The organism is Arthrobacter sp. MMS24-T111, assembly GCF_054888995.1.
Genome location: NZ_JBTZRO010000001.1, coordinates 2851142 through 2869891 on the forward strand (window position 1 = coordinate 2851142; position 18750 = coordinate 2869891).

An 18750-nucleotide genomic window follows, 5' to 3' on the forward strand; every position below is an offset into this window, starting at 1 on the left:
CTGGGTCCGCACCTGCCACAGGGGGTAGCGCGGCCAACAGCCGGACAACCGGCCCCGTCAACCATTGAAGCGGCCGGACCACTTTACTTCGGCGGCAACAATCCTGCCCGCTTTTCGGCGGCCGGACCTGCCTGCCGTGACCCAAAGTGAATGACCTGTGGCGTTCACCAGGAGTGCAAACATGCATATTCTCGATTCCCTCGATGCAGCTTCGCTGCGCAACGATGTTCCCGAATTCCGCGCGGGCGACACCCTCAAGGTCCACGTGAACATCATCGAAGGCAAGAACTCCCGTGTCCAGGTGTTCCAGGGCTTCGTCCTGGGCCGCCAGGGCGATGGCGTCCGCGAAACCTTCACCGTCCGCAAGGTTTCCTTCGGTGTCGGCGTGGAGCGTACCTTCCCGGTGCACTCCCCGATCATCGAAAAGATCGAGGTCGTTACCAAGGGTGACGTCCGTCGCGCCAAGCTTTACTACATGCGCGCACTGCGCGGTAAGGCTGCGAAGATCAAGGAAAAGCGCGACTTCGCCACCGGCAAGTAAGTTCCTTTCGGACTTGCCACTCGGCTGGGACGCGGCCGTAGCCGGCCAGCGCCGGAGCAATCCACCAGCGCCAGGATACGGACCATGCACCAGACAAAACGCCAGCCCCGCACCATGGGCTGGCGTTTTGTGTTCCTGGCCCTGGTCCTTGCCGTCACCATCAGCGGCGTGGTGCGCTCCTTGTGGGTCGATGTCTACTACATTCCCTCGGAGTCCATGGAGCCGCTGCTCCAAGGCGGTGACCGGATCCTGGTCTCGCGCACCGATTTCCGGGCCGACCCGATCAGGCGCGGGGACATCGTCGTCTTTGACGGACGCGGTACGTTCGCGCCCCTGAACAGCGGCAGGGGTCCGCTGATGGACGCAGTGGGCGGCCTCGCCCAGTGGCTGGGCCTCACCGGGAGCGACACCACCTACGTCAAGCGGGTCATAGGTCTCCCAGGCGATACGGTGGTCTGCTGCGACGCCGGCGGCAAGGTCACCGTGAACGGGGTACCGCTGGATGAGCCGTACATCTTTCCCGGAGAGGTCCCGAGCACGCAGAAGTTCAACTCGGTGGTCCCCGAGGGCAGGCTGTGGCTGATGGGGGACCACCGGTCGGTATCCGCCGATTCGCGCAGCCTGCTGGGAGCTCCAGGAGGCGGCATGGTCCCGCTGGAGCGCGTCATCGGCCGGCCGGTCCAGATCCTGTGGCCCCTTGATAGATTTGCTCCAGTAGAGCGGCCGCCAGTGGTGGGGCCGACAACACAGAACGGACGGTAAATGCCCGAGAACCCAGCGCGGAATCCTGAACCGCGCCATGACGGCGCCGCAGGAAACCAGGCCGTTCCAACCCCCGCAGGGCCGGGCGACAGTCCCGAGGCCGGCACAAACTCCCACCGGAAGGGCGGCCCCCGCTCCAAACCGGGCGGAAAGGCCCCGGGCAACCCTTTGATCGGGTGGCTCAAGGAGATTGCCACCGTCGTGGTCATCGCCGTTGTGCTGTCCTTCCTCATCAAGACGTTCCTCTTCCGGGCGTTCTTCATCCCGTCCGAGTCCATGGTGAACACCCTTGATGTGGACGACCGGATCTTCGTCAATCTCCTCGTCCCGGAGCCGTTTGCGCTCAGCCGCGGGGACGTGGTGGTGTTCCGCGACACCAAGGGCTGGCTGCCGCCCACAGCAGCAAAAACCCAGGGGCCGTTCACCTGGGTCCAGGACGGCCTGACGTTTGTGGGGCTGCTGCCCGACAACACCGACCAGCACCTGGTCAAGCGCGTCATCGGGCTGCCCGGCGACCACGTGGTGTGCTGCGACGCCGGCGGTAAACTGACCATCAACGGAACCGCCGTGGACGAGACCTACATCAACCCCGCCGAAGTCCCGCAGGTCCGTAACTTTGACGTCACCGTTCCGGAGGGCAAAGTGTGGGTGATGGGCGATAACCGTAACCATTCGGCGGATTCCCGGTCACACATGGAAAACGACGGCGGCTTCATCGACCTCAAGGACCTTGAGGGCAAGGCCGCGGTCATCGCGTGGCCGCTGAACCGGATCAAGACCCTGGACAACTACCCGGACGTGTTCCGCAACGTCCCGGCGGCCCGCTGACCATGCCGTCCGCCACCCGCACCGTCCCCGCAGCAACACCGCGCAGAAGCGTGGGAGCCAAGCCGGCGCGCGGGGCCAAGGCGCCCACTTTGCGGCACGAGCGTACCTTCAAGGCCCAGGGCGTGCGGCTCCTGGCCGGTGTTGACGAGGTGGGCCGTGGTGCGCTTGCCGGGCCGGTCAGCGTGGGAATCGCCGTCGTGGACCTGGAGCGCCAAAAGCCGCTGGCGGGCGTGCGTGACAGCAAGCTCCTCAGCCCGGCCGAGCGCGAGCGGCTGGAACCGTTGGTGCGGCGCTGGAGCGTTGCTTCGGCGGTTGGCCATGCGACCGCCGCCGAGATCGATTCTCTCGGCATCATTGCAGCCCTGCGGCTGGCAGGAACCCGTGCCTGGGGGGCCGTCCTGGGCGCCGGAGTCATTCCGGAAGCGGTGCTGCTGGACGGAAGCCACAACTGGCTCTCTCCGGCAGAGCAGCTTTCCTTGTTCGACCAGCCGGTGGTGGAAGCCGCTTGTGAAGCGCCCGTCCACACCAAGGTCAAAGCGGACATGCAGTGCCTGAGTGTGGCCGCAGCGAGCGTCATCGCCAAAGTGGAGCGGGACCGGATCATGCGCGAACTGCACCTCGAGTACCCGGATTACGGCTGGGACATCAACAAGGGTTACGCCACCGCAGCCCACCGTGACGTCCTGCGCGCAGCCGGACCCACTCCCTACCACCGGGTCAGTTGGCGGCTGCTTGGCGGCGAGCTGCAGGGCATCGAATCCCCCGACGAAGAAGCGCAGGACCAAGCCTGAGTCCTGCCCCCGGCGCCGGCGCCGCCGGACATGGTGCAAGATGGAAGCATGAGTGCCGAGGATCTTGAGAACTATGAAACCGACATGGAGCTTCAGCTCTACCGTGAATACCGCGACGTCGTCGGACTGTTCACCTACGTTGTCGAGACCGAGCGGCGTTTCTACCTCGCCAACCACGTGGACCTGCAGGCCCGCAGCGCCGACGGCGAGGTCTACTTCGACCTGACCCTCCAGGACGCCTGGGTCTGGGACGTTTACCGCTCGGCCCGCTTCGTCAAGAGCGTCAGGGTCCTGACCTTCAAGGATGTCAACGTCGAAGAACTGCCGCGCAACGAGGAGCTGGCCCTGCCCAAGGACGTGGACCTGGGCAACTAGCAGCGCTCCGACTTCCCCTCCACAGAAAGGCCCTGTCCACATACGGCAGGGCCTTTCTGTACCCTGCAGCGGTTCGCCTCCAAGCTGGTTCCGGAGGTAGACATGAAATCGAAGGACCTGCTGGGCCGGCGCGGCGAAGACCTCGCCACCGGTTATCTGGAAACGCTGGGCATGCTGGTGGTGGAGCGCAACTGGCGATGCACCGAGGGCGAGATCGACATCGTGGCCCTTGACGGTGACGCGCTGGTCATCGCAGAAGTCAAAACACGCCGCTCCCTGGACTTTGGCCATCCCTTTGAAGCAGTGGGGCCGGAGAAGCTGGCACGCCTGCACCGGCTCGGCGCCGCCTGGTGCCGCGACCGGGAATTGCGGATGCCCCTGCGCCGCGTGGACGTTATCGCCGTGGTGGACGACGGCGGCGGCCACCCTGTGGTGGAGCACCTCAAGGGGGTTGGGTGATGGCCCTGGGGCGGACTTACTCCATCGCCTTGGTAGGGCTGAACGGGTACGTGGTCGAAGTGGAGGCCGACATTGGCCAAACACTGCCGGCCTTCGTCATCCTCGGGCTCCCGGACGCGGCCCTCAACGAAGCCAAGGAACGGATCCGTTCTGCCGCGAAGAACTCCGGCATCCCGCTCAGCCGCCGGAAGATCACCGCCAACCTCATTCCGGCGTCGCTGCCTAAACGTGGTTCGGGTTTCGACCTCGCGGTCACCATGGCCGTGCTGAGGGCATCGAACGACGTCAAAGCCACCGGACGTACCGTCTTCATTGCCGAGCTCGGCCTCGACGGACGGTTGCGGCCGGTCCGGGGAATCCTGCCTGCCGTGATGGCCGCGGTACAAGCCGGCTATCCGGACGTCGTCGTGGCGCAGGCAAACCTTGCCGAGGCTTCACTAGTGCCCGGCGCCAGTGTCCGCGGCTACCGCACGCTGGCCCGGCTGGCCCTGGACTTTGGGGCAGATCCGCAGGAGCTCGCCCTGGACTTCGAACCGGACGACGCCGACGATGTTGACGATGGACACCCGGCGGCCGGCCCGTGTCCAGACATGGCCGATGTTGCCGGCCAGGCCGAAGCGCGCCAGGCGTTGGAAGTGGCTGCCGCAGGGGCACACCACCTGCTCCTCACGGGGCCGCCCGGAGCAGGCAAGACCATGCTTGCGGAACGGTTGCCTGGCCTTTTGCCGGATCTTGGCGACCATGAGTCCATGGAGGTCACGGCCATCCACTCGCTGTGCGGCCTGCCGGCGTCCTCGGTCCAGCTTCTGCGCCGGCCACCGTTCGAGAACCCGCACCACTCGGCCACTGCGGCGGCCATCATCGGAGGCGGTTCAGGACTTCCGCGGCCGGGGGCGGCATCACGCGCCCACCGCGGTGTGCTGTTCCTTGACGAGGCCCCCGAATATGAACGCCGGGTTCTGGATGCCTTGCGTCAGCCCCTGGAGAGCGGTGAGCTGGTGATTCACCGGGCGGCCGGGACGGCCGCCTACCCGGCCCGCTTCCAGCTGGTGCTGGCCGCCAACCCCTGCCCGTGCGGCAAGGCATCCGGCAAGGGCCTGGACTGCACGTGTACTCCCGTCATGCGCCGCCGTTACCTTGCCAGGATGTCCGGCCCACTCCTGGACCGGGTGGACATCCAGTTGCAGGTGGAAAGGGTGTCCCTGGCCGAGTTCGGGCAGGCCGGCCGGGAAGAGGACACGAGAACGGTCGCCCGGCGGGTCAGGGCAGCGCGTGAGCGGCAGGGAGAGCGGCTTCGGAGCTTTGGCCTGGAAACGAACTCGCAGGTCCCGGGGCGCATCCTGCGGGGAGACTTGCGGCTCGCTCCGGCAGCCACCCGGATCCTGGACCAGGCCTTGGAGCGCGGGGTCCTGACCGCCCGCGGCTATGACCGTGTCCTCCGGCTGGCATGGACCTTGGCCGACTTGGGCCGGCGGGACCTGCCGGACGCAAACGACATCGGGCAGGCGCTTGGCTTGCGGCAGGCTGCCGCGGCAGTGGCTTGAGGAGGACGGCAAACGTGAACAAACTAAAGGAACTGCGCGTGGCAAACGATCCAGCAAAGGTTGACGAGCGGTTGGCCCGGGCAGCGTTGTCCCGTCTCATGGAGCCCCAGGACGCCGCAGGCCTGGCCCTCGTGCATGTTGCGGGGGCAACGGATGCCCTTCGGATTGCCACCGGGCGGGTCACGGCCGGGGCTGACCTGGAACGTGAAATCACCTCGTTGCTGGCTGACAGCGGCACGAGCAGCTGGGCGGGCATGGCTGCAGCCTTGAAGCGCTGGCAGCCCCGGATCCCCGATCTGGCGCCGGAACGTGACCTGGCCACGATGGCACGCCTGGGTGGCCGCCTGATCATTCCCACGGACAAGCTGTGGCCCGCCCAGTTGGCCGGCCTCGGCATCCAGGAGCCCCTCTGCCTGTGGTGGCGGGGCCAGGAACAGCCGCTGCCGGTCGCAGCCATGTCCATCGCCCTGGTAGGTTCCCGTGACAGCACCAGCTACGGGGCTGCGGTGACAGGCGATCTGGCATACTCGCTGGCGCAACGGGGCTTCACGGTAGTGTCGGGCGGAGCCTACGGCATCGATGCCCACGCGCACCGTGCCGCCCTCGCGGGAGGATCCTCAGCCGTCCCGACCATCGCCGTGATGGCCGGGGGAGTGGACCGGTTCTATCCGTCCGGAAACGAAGACCTGCTCAGGGCCGTGGCCAACCAGGGCGCGGTGCTGGCAGAGGTACCGCCGGGATCGGCGCCCACCCGGTACCGGTTCCTGCAGCGGAACCGGTTGATTGCTGCGCTTTCGTCAGTGACAGTAGTGGTGGAAGCGCGGTGGCGCTCCGGTGCGCTGAACACAGCCCACCACGCCGAAACCCTTGGGCGGGCAGTAGGTGCGGTTCCCGGTTCAGTCCACAGTGCCAACTCGGCCGGCTGCCACCGGCTCCTACGGGACGGTGGCGCGGTCTGCGTCACCGACGCCGCGGAAGTGGCCGAACTTGCCGCGCCCAGCGGAGCGGGGCTGCCCGAACAACGGCCAGGCGCAGCCGCCGTGCAGGACGGGCTGACCCTGGAGGACTTGATCCTGTTGGATGCACTTCCGTTGCGCTCCACCACGTCGGTGGAAAAGCTCTCGGCGGTGGCCGGACTGGGGCAGGACTCGGTGCGGGCGGGCCTCGGCCGGCTCGGGCTGCTCGGACTGGCCGTGTCTGAACGCGGAGGCTGGAAACGAGGCAAGGTCTGACCGTGTCCGGCTGCGGTGAACGCCGGCAAGCCTGAGAAAGTGTAGGAGTGGACCATGACGAACTGCCCAAGGAGCTCGGCGCGGCACTGGACGCATTTGCCGGCTACCTGTCGGGGGAGCGGGCCGTGTCGGAGCATACCCGGCGCGCCTACCTGGGCGACCTGCGGAGCCTCCTGGCGCATGCCGCATCCGAGGGCGCGGCCGGGCTGAAAGACCTCGAACTCGGAACCTTCCGCCGTTGGCTCGGCAGCCAGAGCTCGGCGGGTGCCGCACGCGCCACGCTGGCGCGCCGGTCCGCTACGGCCAGGGCATTCACTGCCTGGGCCCTCCGGGAAGAACTCCTGGAGACGGACCCCGCCCTGCGCCTGAAAGCCCCCAAACGCGAAGGATCCCTGCCGGGAGTACTCCAGGCGTCCCAGCTGACTCGAATGCTGGAAGGGCTCGAAAACGCGGCACTGGACGGTGACCCGCTGGCCGTGCGTAACCGTGCCGTTGTGGAGCTCCTCTACGCCACAGGCATCAGGGTAGGTGAACTTGCCGGGTTGGACGTCGACGATCTGGACCCGGACCGCCGGACGCTGCGGGTCATCGGTAAAGGCAACAAAGAGCGCACCGTGCCCTACGGTGTGCCGGCCGCGCTCGCTGTCGACGATTGGCTGCGGCGGGGACGCCCTGCCCTGGCAACGGGCACCAGCGGGCCGGCGCTCTTCCTGGGCGCCCGCGGTGGCCGGGTTGACCAGCGCCAGGTCCGCGCCCTGGTCAACACTCTTTTCGGTGCCCTCGGTGACACCTCCGTGTCCGGGCCCCACGCGTTGCGGCACTCCGCTGCAACGCATTTGCTCGACGGCGGAGCGGATCTGCGTGCCGTGCAGGAGATCCTTGGCCACAGCAGCCTCGCCACTACCCAGATCTATACGCACGTCTCGGTTGACCGCCTGCGGAAGAGCTATCAGCAGGCACACCCCCGGGCCTGAGAGTGTGGCTAATCGCACTGGCGTAATTCCGCGGGGTACGGCACAATGAGAGTCACGTCCGGCAACTTTCAAGTCTCGCTTGAAGCTCCCTGAGCTTCATTCGGCTCAGCAAGTCCGGACACAGCTTAATCTGATACATCTGAATATCGGGAACCACCGCCGCAGTGCAGGGCACGGCAGTTCCATCCGGGCAGAGGTCGTTGGGGAAGACGTACCTAGAGCTATGGAGGATGGAATGTCTGTTGCAATGACCCGCGGTGTGCTGTTTGTTCACTCAGCCCCTACGGCCCTGTGCCCCCATGTCGAGTGGGCAATCGGGGCTGTGGTGGATAAGCGGACGGACCTTGAGTGGACCCCGCAGCCTGCCGCGCCCGGAATGTTTCGTGCGGAGCTTTCCTGGACCGGAACCCCCGGCACGGGATCCAAGCTGGCGTCCTGCCTCCGTGGCTGGGCGCATTTGCGCTATGAGGTGACCGAGGAACCAACCCAGGGCGTGGACGGCGGCCGGTGGTCGCACACCCCGGAGTTGGGGATTTTCCATGCCGTCACCGACGTGCATGGCAACATCATGGTGTCGGAGGACCGCATCCGCTACGCCTACGAATCAGGTGCGGGCGATCCCGCTGCCGTCTATCACGAACTCTCGCTGGCCCTGGGCGAGGCGTGGGACGAGGAACTGGAGCCGTTCCGCCACGCTGCCGAAGGCGCCCCCGTGCGCTGGCTGCACCAGGTGGGCTGACCGCCGTCGTCCGCCCGGGCGGCCAAACGAGTACTAATCCATAGCACAAGAGGAGGCCCCGCCAGCCGGCGGGGCCTCCTCTTGCTGTCCAGGCGTTCTGCCGGACGGGGTTAGATGCTGCGGATGGCCACGACGGCGTTGTGGCCGCCGAACCCGAAGGAATTGCTCAGCGCCACGATGTTCCCGGCAGGCAGGTCGCGGGCCGAGGTGACGACGTCGAGCGGGATCTCAGGATCCTGGTTCTCGAGGTTGATGGTGACCGGTGCCTTGCGCTCGTGCACGGCCAGGACGGTCAGGACCGCCTCCACCGCGCCGGACGCGCCCAGGAGGTGCCCCATCTGCGACTTGGTCGCGGAAACCGCCACGTTGTCCACGTGGCTGCCCAGGGCGGCACGCAGTGCCGTGTATTCCGGCTTGTCGCCTACGGGGGTCGACGTCGCGTGGGCGTTGACGTGCACCACGTCCTCAGCCTGGATGCGGCCGTCGAACATGGCTGCCTTGAGCGCGCGCGTGGCGCCGAGGCCTTGGGGATCCGGAGCGGTGATGTGGTAGGCGTCGGCTGTGACGGACGTACCTGCGAGCTCGGCATAAATGCGTGCTCCACGGGCCAGGGCGTGCTCCTCGGCCTCCAGGACCAGGGCTCCGGCCCCTTCACCCATCACAAAGCCGTCACGGTCGGTGTCGTAGGGACGGGAGGCGCGCTCGGGTTCGTCATTCCTGCGGGACAGCGCCTGCATGGAGGCGAAGGCCGCCAACGGCATGGGGTGGATTGCGGCTTCTGCGCCGCCGCACATCACCACGTCCGCCTTGCCGGAGCGGATCAGTTCGAGGCCAAGGTGCATGGCTTCGGTGCCTGAGGCGCATGCGGACACCGGGGTGTGCGCGCCGGCACGGGCGCCGAGGTCAAGGCTGACGGCCGCCGCCACGCCGTTGGGCATCAGCATGGGAACGGTCATGGGCAAGACCCGGCGCGGGCCCTTCTCCTTGAGGGTGTCCCAGGCATCCAGCAGGGTCCAGACGCCGCCAATGCCGGTGGCGAAGGCAACAGCCAAACGGTCCTGGTCGAATTCGGTGATGCCGGAGTCGGCCCAGGCCTCCCGGGCTGCAATGACGCCGAACTGGGTGGAGGGGTCCATCCGCTTGGCTTCAACCCGGCTCAGGACATCCAGCGCGGGGGTGCTGCAGCGGGCAGCGAAATGGACGGGGAGCTCGTACTTGGCTACCCAGTCGTCCTCCAGGGTGCGGGCACCGGAGACCCCCTTGAGGGCGTTGTTCCACATGGTGGGTACATCGCCGCCGATGGGCGTGGTGGCACCCAGACCGGTAATGACTACTTTGCGCGTCATGGGATCACTCTTTCGTCGGTGGGGAATCCGCCTGCGCCAACCGCAGGGTCCCGCACATTTGATGATCGGCCAGTCCCGGTCGGGGGCACTGTGCCGGTTAGATGCGGCGGGCTGCCGATCCGGTCAAACCGGATCGGCAGCCCAGCCAAGCCGTGAGCGGCGGAAGCCTGGATTAGGCCTGTGCTCCGGCAATGAAGCTGACGGCGTCGCCGACGGTCTTGAGGTTCTTGACCTCTTCGTCGGGAATGCGGACGCCGAACTTTTCCTCGGCGTTGACCACGATGGTCATCATGGAGATGGAGTCGATGTCCAGGTCCTCGGTGAAGGACTTGTCCAGCTCGACAGCCTCCGGGGCCAGGCCGGTTTCTTCGTTGACGATTTCAGCCAAGCCGGCCAGGATCTCTTCGTTGCTAGCCATTGATGGCTCCTTTTCTTGTATTGCCGGCAGGGGCTGCCGGAAACGGTCGGGTCGCGGTCGCGGCCCTTGGGCGTATCTAGGGAAGGACAATTACCTGCGCGCCGAAGACCAGCCCGGCGCCGAAACCGATCTGCAGCGCCAGCCCGCCGCTCAGCCCGGGGTTCTCCTGCAGGAGACGGTGCGTTGCCAACGGGATGGAGGCCGCGGACGTGTTGCCGGCGTCGGCAATGTCCCGTGCCACTGTAACCGTCTCGGGCAGCTTCAGCTTCTTCACCATCTCATCGATGATGCGCATGTTCGCCTGGTGCGGGATGAAGGCAACCAGGTCTTCCGCCTCGACGCCGGCAGCGTCGAGCGCCTGCTGGGCAACCTTCGCCATTTCCCACACGGCCCAGCGGAAGACGGTCTGGCCGTCCTGCCTGAGCGTGGGGTAGAGCTCCTGCGCTTCTTCAAGGAGGGCAAGGTCGCCGGTGGAATCGGACTGCCGGGCGGCCATGCCAAGATCGCGGACATCCAGCAGGGAACGGGTCATGCCGATGGCATCCCATTTACTGCCGTCCGAACCCCACACCGACGGGGCGATGCCGGGAGTGTCGGAGGGACCCACGACGACGGCGCCGGCGCCGTCGCCGAGCAGGAAAGAGATGGTGCGTTCCCGGTTGTCGATGACGTCCGAGAGCTTTTCCGCGCCCACCACCAGGACGTACTTGGCGGCGCCGGAACGGACCAAGGCATCGGCCTGGGCAATGCCGTAGCAGTAACCGGCGCAGGCTGCGGAGATGTCGAAGGCCGGTGCCGGCGTGGCACCGATGCGGTCCGCCAGGCTGGCAGCGGCTGACGGCGTCGCGTAGGGGTGCGTCACGGTGGACACGATGACGGCGCCGAGCTGCGAAGCTTCGATCCCGGCCTTCTGCATGGCCTCGCGGGCAGCGCCCTCAGCCATGTCGATGACGCTCACGTCCGCGGCCGCGCGGTGCCGGGTCACAATGCCGGTGCGCTGGCGGATCCACTCATCGGAGGAATCGATCCACTGGCACACGTCCTCGTTCGTGACGATGACGTCAGGACGGTACGCCCCCAGCCCGAGGACGCGGGTGTGCTCGTGGATGGGAGCCTGCTTCAGCGTGGGGACGCTCATGCGTTGCCCTCCAGCTCTGCGAACAGCGCCAGGGCGGCGGAAAGGTCTTCGGGGGTCTTGACCGTTACGGTCTTGACGCCGGGCATGCCGCGCTTGGCGAGTCCGGCCAGGGTGCCTGCCGGGGCGAGTTCGATGAGTCCGGTGACACCGCGCTTGACCATCGCGTCCATGCAGAGGTCCCACCGCACCGGGCGGGAAACCTGGGCGATGAGGCTCTCGACGGCGGCACCGCCGTCGGTGACCTCGCCGCCGTCGTAGTTGGACAGCAGGGGCACTTTGGGGGCTACCGGGTTCAGCTGCGGTTCCAGCGCCTTCAGCGCGTCAACTGCCGGTGCCATGTGGCTGGTGTGGAACGCGCCGGCCACCTTCAACGGAATCACCCGGGCCTTGGCCGGCGGGTTCGCGGCCAGCGCCTTCAGCTGGTCGAAAGTTCCGGCGGCGACGGTCTGGCCTGCGCCGTTGACGTTCGCGGGGGCCGCACCGGCTGACTCAATGGCAGCCAGCACTTCGGCGGGGTCACCGCCCACGACGGCGCTCATGCCGGTGGGCGTGACGGCAGCCGCGGCGGCCATGCTGTTGGCCCGTTCGCGGACAAAGGTCATGGCTTCCTGCTCTGTCAGCACGCCGGCGAGGGCGGCAGCAGTGATTTCACCCACCGAATGGCCGGCGAGGATGACCGGAAGGGAATTGAGCTCCACGTCGAAGAGGGAAGCAGCTGTGACCAGGCCTGCTGCGACGATCAGGGGCTGCGCAACGGCGGTGTCCTTGATGGTTTCCTCGTCGGAGGTGGTCCCGTGGGCGATCAGGTCGATCCCCGCGATGTCGCTCAGGGCGGCCAGCTGGCCTGCCACCGAAGGTAGTTCCAGCCAAGGGGCCAGAAAACCCGGGGTCTGCGAGCCCTGTCCAGGGCAGACTATTGCAAGCACGTAACCAGCTTTCCAAATTACTGTGTGATCCAGCGGTGTTTCACCGCACCAAGCTCACGGGGTCAGGTTGTAGGAAGTCTACAATGACTCACGCTTGGTTCCGGGACGACTGCCGCTCCGTGGCGGCCTTGGGCGGGGCAGAAAGGCGGCCCACCACGAGCGCTGCCTGGAGCACAAACGCCTCCCGGGGCAGCAGCGGGTCCCAGCCGGTGACGTCGCAAACACGCTTCAACCGGTACCGGACGGTGTTGGCGTGGACGAAAAGTTCCCGCGCCGTGGCCTCCAGCGAATGTCCCAGTTCAAGGTAGGTTCCCAGGGTTTCCACCAGGCCGTTGGACGCCGCCACGAGGGGCCGGTAAATATTCTTGACCAAGGACCGCCGTGCGGCATCATCGCCGGAAATCACCCGTTCCGGCAGCAAATCGTCGGCCGCCACCGGCCGAGGCGCCGACGGCCACGCCCGGGCGGCGGTGAGGCCGGCAAACGCCGATTGCGCCGATCCGCTGGCCTCCAGCAGGGAACCGGCCTCGGGGCCGTAGACCACGGGGCCGGGTGCGAACATTTCGCTCAGCTTCACATAGGCCGATTCGCGGTCCTGCACCCCGCCCAGAATGAGGATCAGCCGGTCGCCCTGGATCCCCACCAGTGCGTCCTCCGCGAAACGCCCGGCCATCCGCCGCAGTTCGCTCACGTAGCTGGCGCTGGGTTCGGACGGCGAATTCCCCACCATGACCGTGAAGCGCTCCTGCGCCTTCCAGCCGAGGGCCGCGATGCGGGAGCGGAGCGCATCAGTGTTTTCACCCCGAAGGATCGCATCCACGATCAGGGCTTCCAGCCGGGTGTCCCAGGAGCCCCGCGACTCGGCGGCCCGGGCGTAGACATCGGCTGCGGCGAACGCGACTTCCCGCGAGTACCGAAGGACTGCTTCGCGCAGGGACGGCTGGTCTGCCTCCGGGGCAATGACGGGAACCTGGTCTTCGACAACCTCCACCACGATCCTGATCAGCTGCAACGCCTTCTGCAGGCTGATGGAGCGGGTCAGTTCCGTGGGCGCCGTCCCAAACACATCCGTCAGGATCCACGACGGAGAGCTTGGACGCTCGTACCAGGTGACGAATGCCGCGATCCCGTTCTGGGCCACCATGCCCAGGGCCGACCTCTCGTCGGAGCTGAGCCGGCTGTACCAGGGCAGCGACTGCTCAAGCTTGCGCATGGTGGTGGTGGAAAGCTGGCCGACGTTGGCCCGCAGCTGCTTAAGGGTTTCGGACTTCTCCGGTGTGACCTTCGGCGGGCTCGGTTTCCGTTTGGCGGACGGGCTGGCTGGTGCTGGCATTCTTTGAGCATACGGCCCCCACCGCGCAAGCTCCATTTGTGCGAAGGCTACAATCCGCTTTGCGCTGCGTCACAGCAGGCAGGCACCTTGGAACGCGCGACGGCGGCCCCCTCCGTGATGGAGGGGGCCGCCGTTGGTGCTGCTGCGAAAGGCTGTCAGGCCTCCCCGCCGGCATTGCCGGTGGTGCCGGCGTTCACGTTCAGCAGCTTGTACTTCTCAATCGCCTTGACCGGGGCATCAACATCCACCTCGCCGCGGCGCGCCAGCATTTCAAGGGCACGGACCACGATGGAGTGGGTGTCGTTTTTGAAGTAGCGGCGGGCTGCTGCGCGGGTGTCGGAGAAGCCGAAGCCGTCGGCGCCGAGGGTGGCGAATTCGTTGGGGACGAACTGGCGGATTTGGTCGGGGATGGCTTTCATGTAGTCGGTGACGGCGACGATGGGGCCGGTGGCGCCTTCGAGTTGCTGGGTGACGAACGGGGTGCGGGCGGGTTGGCCGGGGTTGAGGAAGGCTTCTTCTTCGGCGGCGAGGCCGTCGCGGCGCAGTTCGTTCCAGGAGGTGACGGACCAGACGTCGGCGGAGACGTTCCAGTCGTCGGCGAGGATGCGTTGGGCGTCGATGGCCCAGGGCACGGAGACGCCGGAGGCGAGGATCTGGGTGCGGGGACCGTCGATCTTTGCCGGGGCGAGGAGGTAGATGCCCTTGATGAGGCCTTCGATGTCGAGGTTTTCGGGTTCGGCGGGTTGGACGATGGGCTCGTTGTACACGGTGAGGTAGTACATGAGGTTCTTGTCCGTGGAGTCCGGCCCGTACATGCGTTCGAGGCCGGAGCGGATGATGTGTCCGATTTCGTAGCCGTAGGCGGGGTCGTAGGTGAGGACGGCGGGGTTGGTGGAGGCCAGGAGGGGGGAGTGGCCGTCGGCGTGTTGGAGGCCTTCGCCGGTGAGGGTGGTCCGTCCTGCGGTGGCGCCGATGATGAAGCCGCGGGTCATTTGGTCCGCGGCGGCCCAGAAGGCGTCGCCGGTGCGTTGGAAGCCGAACATGGAGTAGAACACGTAGACCGGGACCAGGGGTACGCCGTGGGTGGCGTAGGCGGTTCCGGCGGCGGTGAAGGCTGCCACGGCGCCGGCTTCGTTGATGCCGGGGTGGATGAGTTGGCCTGCGGGGGATTCTTTGTAGGCCAGGACGAGGTCGCGGTCCACGGAGAGGTAGTTCTGGCCCTTGGGGTTGTAGATTTTCGCGGTCGGGAAGAACGCGTCCATACCGAACGTCCGGGCTTCGTCGGGAATGATCGGGGCGATGTGCTTGCCGAAGTTCTTATCCCGCATCAGGTCCTTGAGCAGGCGCACGAATGCCATGGTGGTGGCGGCCTGCTGCTTGCCGGACCCGCGCTTGGCCACCTCGTAGGACTTCGCGTCCGGCAAGGTGATCTCGGCGTGCTTGCTGCGCCGCTCGGGCACGGAGCCGCCCAGTGCTGCACGGCGTTCCATCATGTACTTGATTTCCGGCGCGTCGGTGCCCGGGTGGAAATACGGCGGCCGGTACGAATCCTTCTCGAGCTCTTCGTCGGTGATCGGGATCCGGAGGTGGTCGCGGAACTTCTTCAGGTCATCCAGGGTCAGTTTCTTCATCTGGTGGGTCGCGTTGCGGCCCTCGAAGTGTGGTCCGAGTCCGTAGCCTTTGACGGTGTGGGCGAGGATGACGGTGGGTTTGCCCTTGAATTCGGTGGCGGCTTTGTAGGCGGCGTAGACCTTGCGGTAGTCGTGGCCGCCGCGTTTGAGGTTCCAGATCTGGTCGTCGGTGAGGTCCGCGACGAGGTCTTTGGTTTGCGGGGTTTTACCAAAGAAGTGTTCGCGGACGAAGCCGCCGGATTCGGCTTTGTAGGTCTGGTAGTCGCCGTCGACGGTTTCGTTCATGATTTTCACGAGTGAGCCGTCGGTGTCGCGGGTGAGCAGGTCATCCCATTCCCGGCCCCAGACGACCTTGATGACGTTCCAGCCCGCGCCGCGGAAGAACGCTTCGAGTTCCTGCATGATCTTCCCGTTGCCCCGGACCGGGCCGTCGAGGCGCTGGAGGTTGCAGTTGATCACGAAGTTCAGGTTGTCCAGGTTTTCGTTCGCGGCGAGCTGGAGCAGGCCGCGGGACTCGGGCTCGTCCATTTCCCCGTCGCCCAGGAACGCCCAGACCTGCTGGTCCGAGGTGTCTTTCAGGCCCCGGTTGTGCAGGTAGCGGTTGTTCTGGGCCTGGTAGATCGCGTTCATCGGCCCGATGCCCATGGACACGGTGGGGAATTCCCAGAAGTCCGGCATCAGCCGCGGGTGCGGGTAGGAAGACAGGGCGTGGCCGGCACGGGACTTTTCCTGCCGGAACCCGTCGAGGTCTTCCTCGGAGAGGCGTCCTTCCATGAACGCCCGGGCGTACATGCCGGGGGAGGCGTGGCCCTGGAAGAAAACCTGGTCCCCGCCGCCGGGGTGGTCCTTGCCGCGGAAGAAGTGGTTGAACCCGACCTCGTACAGGGTCGCTGCCCCGGCGTAGGTGGAGATATGCCCGCCGACGCCGATCTCGGGCCGCTGCGCCCGGTGCACCATGACCGCGGCGTTCCACCGCATGTAGGCCCGGTACCGGCGCTCGAATTCCTCGTTGCCCGGGAACTCCGCTTCCTGGTCCACCGGGATGGTGTTCACGTAATCGGTGGTGGTCACCATCGGCACCCCGACGCTCTGCGCGCCCGCGCGCTGCAGCAGGCTCCGCATGATGTATTGGGCACGCTCAGTGCCCTGTTCCCTGATCAACGCATCCAGGGACTCAACCCACTCGGCAGTCTCTTCCGGATCACGATCAGGCAGCTGGTTAGTCAACCCGCTGAGGATATGGGAGGTATCTTCTCCTGCAGCCACGTCCAACCTCTCTTTGCGCGCATGAATCGGCGCACTCAGGCCAGGCAGGGTGACTGCCCGGCGTATATACGCCGTGTGCGACGTATCGGTTACAACAGCCCGGTCATGTGTGCCGGGCAGCTTCCTAGCGCTCCTATGCCTGTCCGGAGTCACAGGGGTGTCGTCCCGCGGGCATAGTTGTCACCAGCCACTCTAGCCCTGACGGCAACACGATGCGTAGCCGCGGTCCAGGTGCTGCTGTTGTATTTCGTTCGTCATACTGGTTGTGTGGCCAATACCCCTGCCGGGGCGCCGCCGCAGCTGGATGTGACGCAGAATATGCGCAATCCCGGGGGCGGCAGCTTGAAGCGCAGGCGCAAAGGGTGTTGGCTTGGGAGTAATGGAAATCACTATGCACAACGCATATATGACGTATTGGAGGAACACGTGAGCGAGGCCGACGCCGCCACTTCGGTAAATGTGGCGGAAAAATTGGGTTTCAAAAATGGGGATCTGATTCAGGAGTTCGGTTACGACGACGACGTCGATTTCGACTTGCGTGACGATATTGAAGACCTCACAGGCTCGGAGCTGCTGGATGAGGACGACCACGAGGTGGCGGACGCTGTCATCCTTTGGTGGCGCGACGGTGACGGTGACCTCGTCGACAGCCTGATGGATTCCCTCACTACCCTGAGCGAAAACGGGGTCGTCTGGGTCCTGACCCCCAAGTCGGGCAGGGACGGTTACGTCTCGCCGGCAGACATCCAGGAAGCCGCACCAACGGCCGGCCTGCATGTCACCACCTCTGCAGGTGTCTCAAAAGACTGGAGCGCGGCGCGCCTGGTCAGCAGGAAGAACAAATGACGGCAGCGGTCGAGGCCGCTTCCGCAGTGGTTCCCGCCGTAGGCACAACCGCGCCCGACTTTGAGCTGGCCAACCAGTACGGTGAGCCGGTGCGCCTCTCGTCCTTCCGTGGACAGAACGTGGCCTTGGTGTTCTACCCGTTTGCCTTCTCGGGGATTTGCACCGGCGAGCTCTGCGAGATACGTGACAACCTTGCCACGTTCGAGGATTCGAACGCCGTAGTCCTGGCCGTGTCCGCTGACAGCAAGTTCAGCCTGCGCGCCTACGCGGCCCAGGAAGGGTACGGCTTCGACCTGCTGGCCGATTTCTGGCCGCACGGGGCCGTGGCCCGCGCCTACGGCGTGTTCGACGCCGGCAGCGGCATGGCCAAACGGGCCACCTTCATCATCGATGCAGAGGGCACTGTCCGGTACAGCGTGGTGAACCCACGGGGCCAAGCCCGCGACTTCGGTGAGTACCGGGCGGCGTTGGCGGATTTGAAGCAGGCCTGAGGCGGCATGGCTGAGCAGCGGCGGGGGACAGGCCTGACGGGCTTTGCCAGCATGCCGCCGGTGGCCCCGGCCCCGCCCTCCGGTGCGGACCTTGAGGTGTTGGTCCGGATCCGGGACCTGCTCGCCGGGGTTCGTTTCGCCCTGCTGACCGGAGCCGGGCTCAGCACGGATTCCGGGATCCCCGACTACCGCGGCCCGGACTCGCCGCCCCGTTCACCCATGACCTACCAGGAGTTTGTCCGCGACGCCGCCAACCGGCGCCGATACTGGGCCAGGAACCACATTGGCTGGTCGCATATGCGGCATGCTGATCCAAACCAGGGCCACTATTCCGCAGCCGAACTCGAACGGCGCGGTTTCCTCACCGGACTCATTACCCAGAACGTCGACCGGCTGCACCAGGATGCAGGCAGTTCAAACGTCGTCGACCTCCACGGCCGGTATGACCAAGTGATCTGCCTGGACTGCGGGCGGACGTATTCCAGGCGTCTCCTGGCCGGTGTTTTCGAGGAACTCAACCCCGGCTTCCTGGAGCGGGCGGCAGCTTCCGGACTCGTGGAGATGGCGCCCGACGCTGACGCCACCGTCGAGGACCAGGCGCTCATCCACAGCTTCGTGGTGGCGCTCTGCCCTGCGTGCGGCGGCACCCTGAAGCCAGACTTTGTCTACTTCGGTGAAAACGTGCCCAAGGACCGGGTGGAGCGGTCCTACGCGATGGTGGACGAAGCAGCCGCCCTGGTCGTGGCCGGTTCTTCCCTGACGGTCATGAGCGGCCTGCGGTTCGTTCGGCACGCCGCCAAGCAGTCAAAGCCGGTGGTCATCATCAACCGGGGCGCCACCCGCGGCGATGACAAGGCAACCATCAAACTCGAAGCCGGGGTCAGCCAGGCATTGGGCTACCTCGCAGCTGAACTTCCTCCCCTGTAGTCCATGGCGGCCCCGGGCGTGCCGATTCGCGTTCGCGGTCCAACGTCGGGTACAGTTTATGTTCGTTGGTTGCGGCGTTACCGCCCGAAGCCGCGTGATTTGGGTCTTTAGCTCAGCTGGTAGAGCGCCACGTTTACACCGTGGATGTCATCGGTTCGATCCCGGTAGGACCCACTCATATGG

General features: G+C 66.1%; 19 protein-coding genes and 1 tRNA gene. 14 read left to right on the forward strand and 6 right to left on the reverse strand.

Features of this window, described 5'->3' with window-relative positions; translation table 11 throughout:
* Nucleotides 1-181 precede the first annotated feature (181 nt).
* The 10 genes from rplS to ACX5I6_RS13390 all read left to right on the forward strand — a co-directional run bounded on the left by rplS (nt 182) and on the right by ACX5I6_RS13390 (nt 8245).
* The gene (gene rplS / locus ACX5I6_RS13345) at nt 182-541 is read left to right on the forward strand and encodes a 50S ribosomal protein L19 (protein ID WP_018759996.1); all 360 of its coding nucleotides are present in this window, start codon (nt 182-184) and stop codon (nt 539-541) included.
* A gap of 84 nt (nt 542-625) precedes the next feature.
* Nucleotides 626-1303, forward strand: coding sequence for a signal peptidase I (lepB, locus tag ACX5I6_RS13350; protein WP_461840776.1), 678 nt, complete (start codon nt 626-628; stop codon nt 1301-1303).
* Nucleotides 1304-2131: a signal peptidase I gene (gene lepB, locus ACX5I6_RS13355; RefSeq protein WP_461840777.1), complete on the forward strand. Its 828-nt coding sequence runs from the start codon at nt 1304-1306 to the stop codon at nt 2129-2131.
* Between the two features lie 2 nt (nt 2132-2133).
* A complete protein-coding gene (locus ACX5I6_RS13360; RefSeq protein WP_461840778.1) occupies nt 2134-2922 on the forward strand; it encodes a ribonuclease HII in 789 nt (262 codons plus the stop codon).
* A gap of 48 nt (nt 2923-2970) precedes the next feature.
* The gene (locus ACX5I6_RS13365) at nt 2971-3297 is read left to right on the forward strand and encodes a DUF2469 domain-containing protein (protein ID WP_018759992.1); all 327 of its coding nucleotides are present in this window, start codon (nt 2971-2973) and stop codon (nt 3295-3297) included.
* Nucleotides 3298-3399: 102 nt separating this feature from the next.
* The gene (locus ACX5I6_RS13370) at nt 3400-3756 is read left to right on the forward strand and encodes a YraN family protein (RefSeq protein WP_018759991.1); all 357 of its coding nucleotides are present in this window, start codon (nt 3400-3402) and stop codon (nt 3754-3756) included.
* The gene (locus tag ACX5I6_RS13375) at nt 3756-5300 is read left to right on the forward strand and encodes a YifB family Mg chelatase-like AAA ATPase (RefSeq protein WP_461841717.1); all 1545 of its coding nucleotides are present in this window, start codon (nt 3756-3758) and stop codon (nt 5298-5300) included. Before ACX5I6_RS13370 ends, ACX5I6_RS13375 begins: the two co-directional genes overlap by 1 nt.
* A gap of 98 nt (nt 5301-5398) precedes the next feature.
* Nucleotides 5399-6532, forward strand: a complete 1134-nt coding sequence (gene dprA, locus ACX5I6_RS13380; RefSeq protein ID WP_461841718.1) for a DNA-processing protein DprA — start codon at nt 5399-5401, stop codon at nt 6530-6532.
* A gap of 47 nt (nt 6533-6579) precedes the next feature.
* Nucleotides 6580-7506: a tyrosine recombinase XerC gene (locus tag ACX5I6_RS13385; protein ID WP_461840779.1), complete on the forward strand. Its 927-nt coding sequence runs from the start codon at nt 6580-6582 to the stop codon at nt 7504-7506.
* Between the two features lie 235 nt (nt 7507-7741).
* Complete coding sequence (locus ACX5I6_RS13390) at nt 7742-8245, forward strand: DUF3145 domain-containing protein (protein WP_026264214.1); 504 nt, start codon at nt 7742-7744, stop codon at nt 8243-8245.
* Nucleotides 8246-8355: 110 nt separating this feature from the next.
* On the opposite strand, the gene fabF is transcribed toward ACX5I6_RS13390, so the two are convergent.
* The 6 genes from fabF to aceE all read right to left on the reverse strand — a co-directional run bounded on the left by fabF (nt 8356) and on the right by aceE (nt 16303).
* Nucleotides 8356-9591: a beta-ketoacyl-ACP synthase II gene (fabF, locus tag ACX5I6_RS13395; protein ID WP_285247744.1), complete on the reverse strand. Its 1236-nt coding sequence runs from the start codon at nt 9589-9591 to the stop codon at nt 8356-8358.
* Between the two features lie 172 nt (nt 9592-9763).
* The gene (locus ACX5I6_RS13400) at nt 9764-10009 is read right to left on the reverse strand and encodes an acyl carrier protein (RefSeq protein ID WP_009359314.1); all 246 of its coding nucleotides are present in this window, start codon (nt 10007-10009) and stop codon (nt 9764-9766) included.
* A gap of 76 nt (nt 10010-10085) precedes the next feature.
* Complete coding sequence (locus ACX5I6_RS13405; RefSeq protein WP_461840780.1) at nt 10086-11147, reverse strand: beta-ketoacyl-ACP synthase III; 1062 nt, start codon at nt 11145-11147, stop codon at nt 10086-10088.
* A complete protein-coding gene (locus ACX5I6_RS13410) occupies nt 11144-12073 on the reverse strand; it encodes an ACP S-malonyltransferase (RefSeq protein ID WP_461840781.1) in 930 nt (309 codons plus the stop codon). Before ACX5I6_RS13410 ends, ACX5I6_RS13405 begins: the two co-directional genes overlap by 4 nt.
* Before the next feature lie 88 nt (nt 12074-12161).
* The gene (locus ACX5I6_RS13415; RefSeq protein WP_018759983.1) at nt 12162-13406 is read right to left on the reverse strand and encodes a PucR family transcriptional regulator; all 1245 of its coding nucleotides are present in this window, start codon (nt 13404-13406) and stop codon (nt 12162-12164) included.
* A gap of 155 nt (nt 13407-13561) precedes the next feature.
* Nucleotides 13562-16303 (reverse strand): pyruvate dehydrogenase (acetyl-transferring), homodimeric type, encoded by a 2742-nt coding sequence (gene aceE, locus ACX5I6_RS13420; RefSeq protein ID WP_461840782.1) that lies wholly within the window; start codon nt 16301-16303, stop codon nt 13562-13564.
* Nucleotides 16304-16729: 426 nt separating this feature from the next.
* Between aceE and ACX5I6_RS13425 the strand changes: the two genes are divergently transcribed.
* From ACX5I6_RS13425 to ACX5I6_RS13440, 4 genes are all read left to right on the forward strand, one after another.
* On the forward strand, nt 16730-17149 hold the full coding sequence (locus ACX5I6_RS13425; RefSeq protein WP_026265207.1) for a DUF3052 domain-containing protein: 420 nt from the start codon (nt 16730-16732) through the stop codon (nt 17147-17149).
* Nucleotides 17146-17640, forward strand: a complete 495-nt coding sequence (locus ACX5I6_RS13430) for a peroxiredoxin (protein ID WP_461840783.1) — start codon at nt 17146-17148, stop codon at nt 17638-17640. Before ACX5I6_RS13425 ends, ACX5I6_RS13430 begins: the two co-directional genes overlap by 4 nt.
* Before the next feature lie 6 nt (nt 17641-17646).
* Nucleotides 17647-18567: an NAD-dependent protein deacetylase gene (locus ACX5I6_RS13435; RefSeq protein WP_133832861.1), complete on the forward strand. Its 921-nt coding sequence runs from the start codon at nt 17647-17649 to the stop codon at nt 18565-18567.
* A 101-nt stretch (nt 18568-18668) separates the two neighbouring features.
* Nucleotides 18669-18741, forward strand: a tRNA-Val gene (locus ACX5I6_RS13440).
* The last annotated feature ends 9 nt before the right edge of the window (nt 18742-18750 follow it).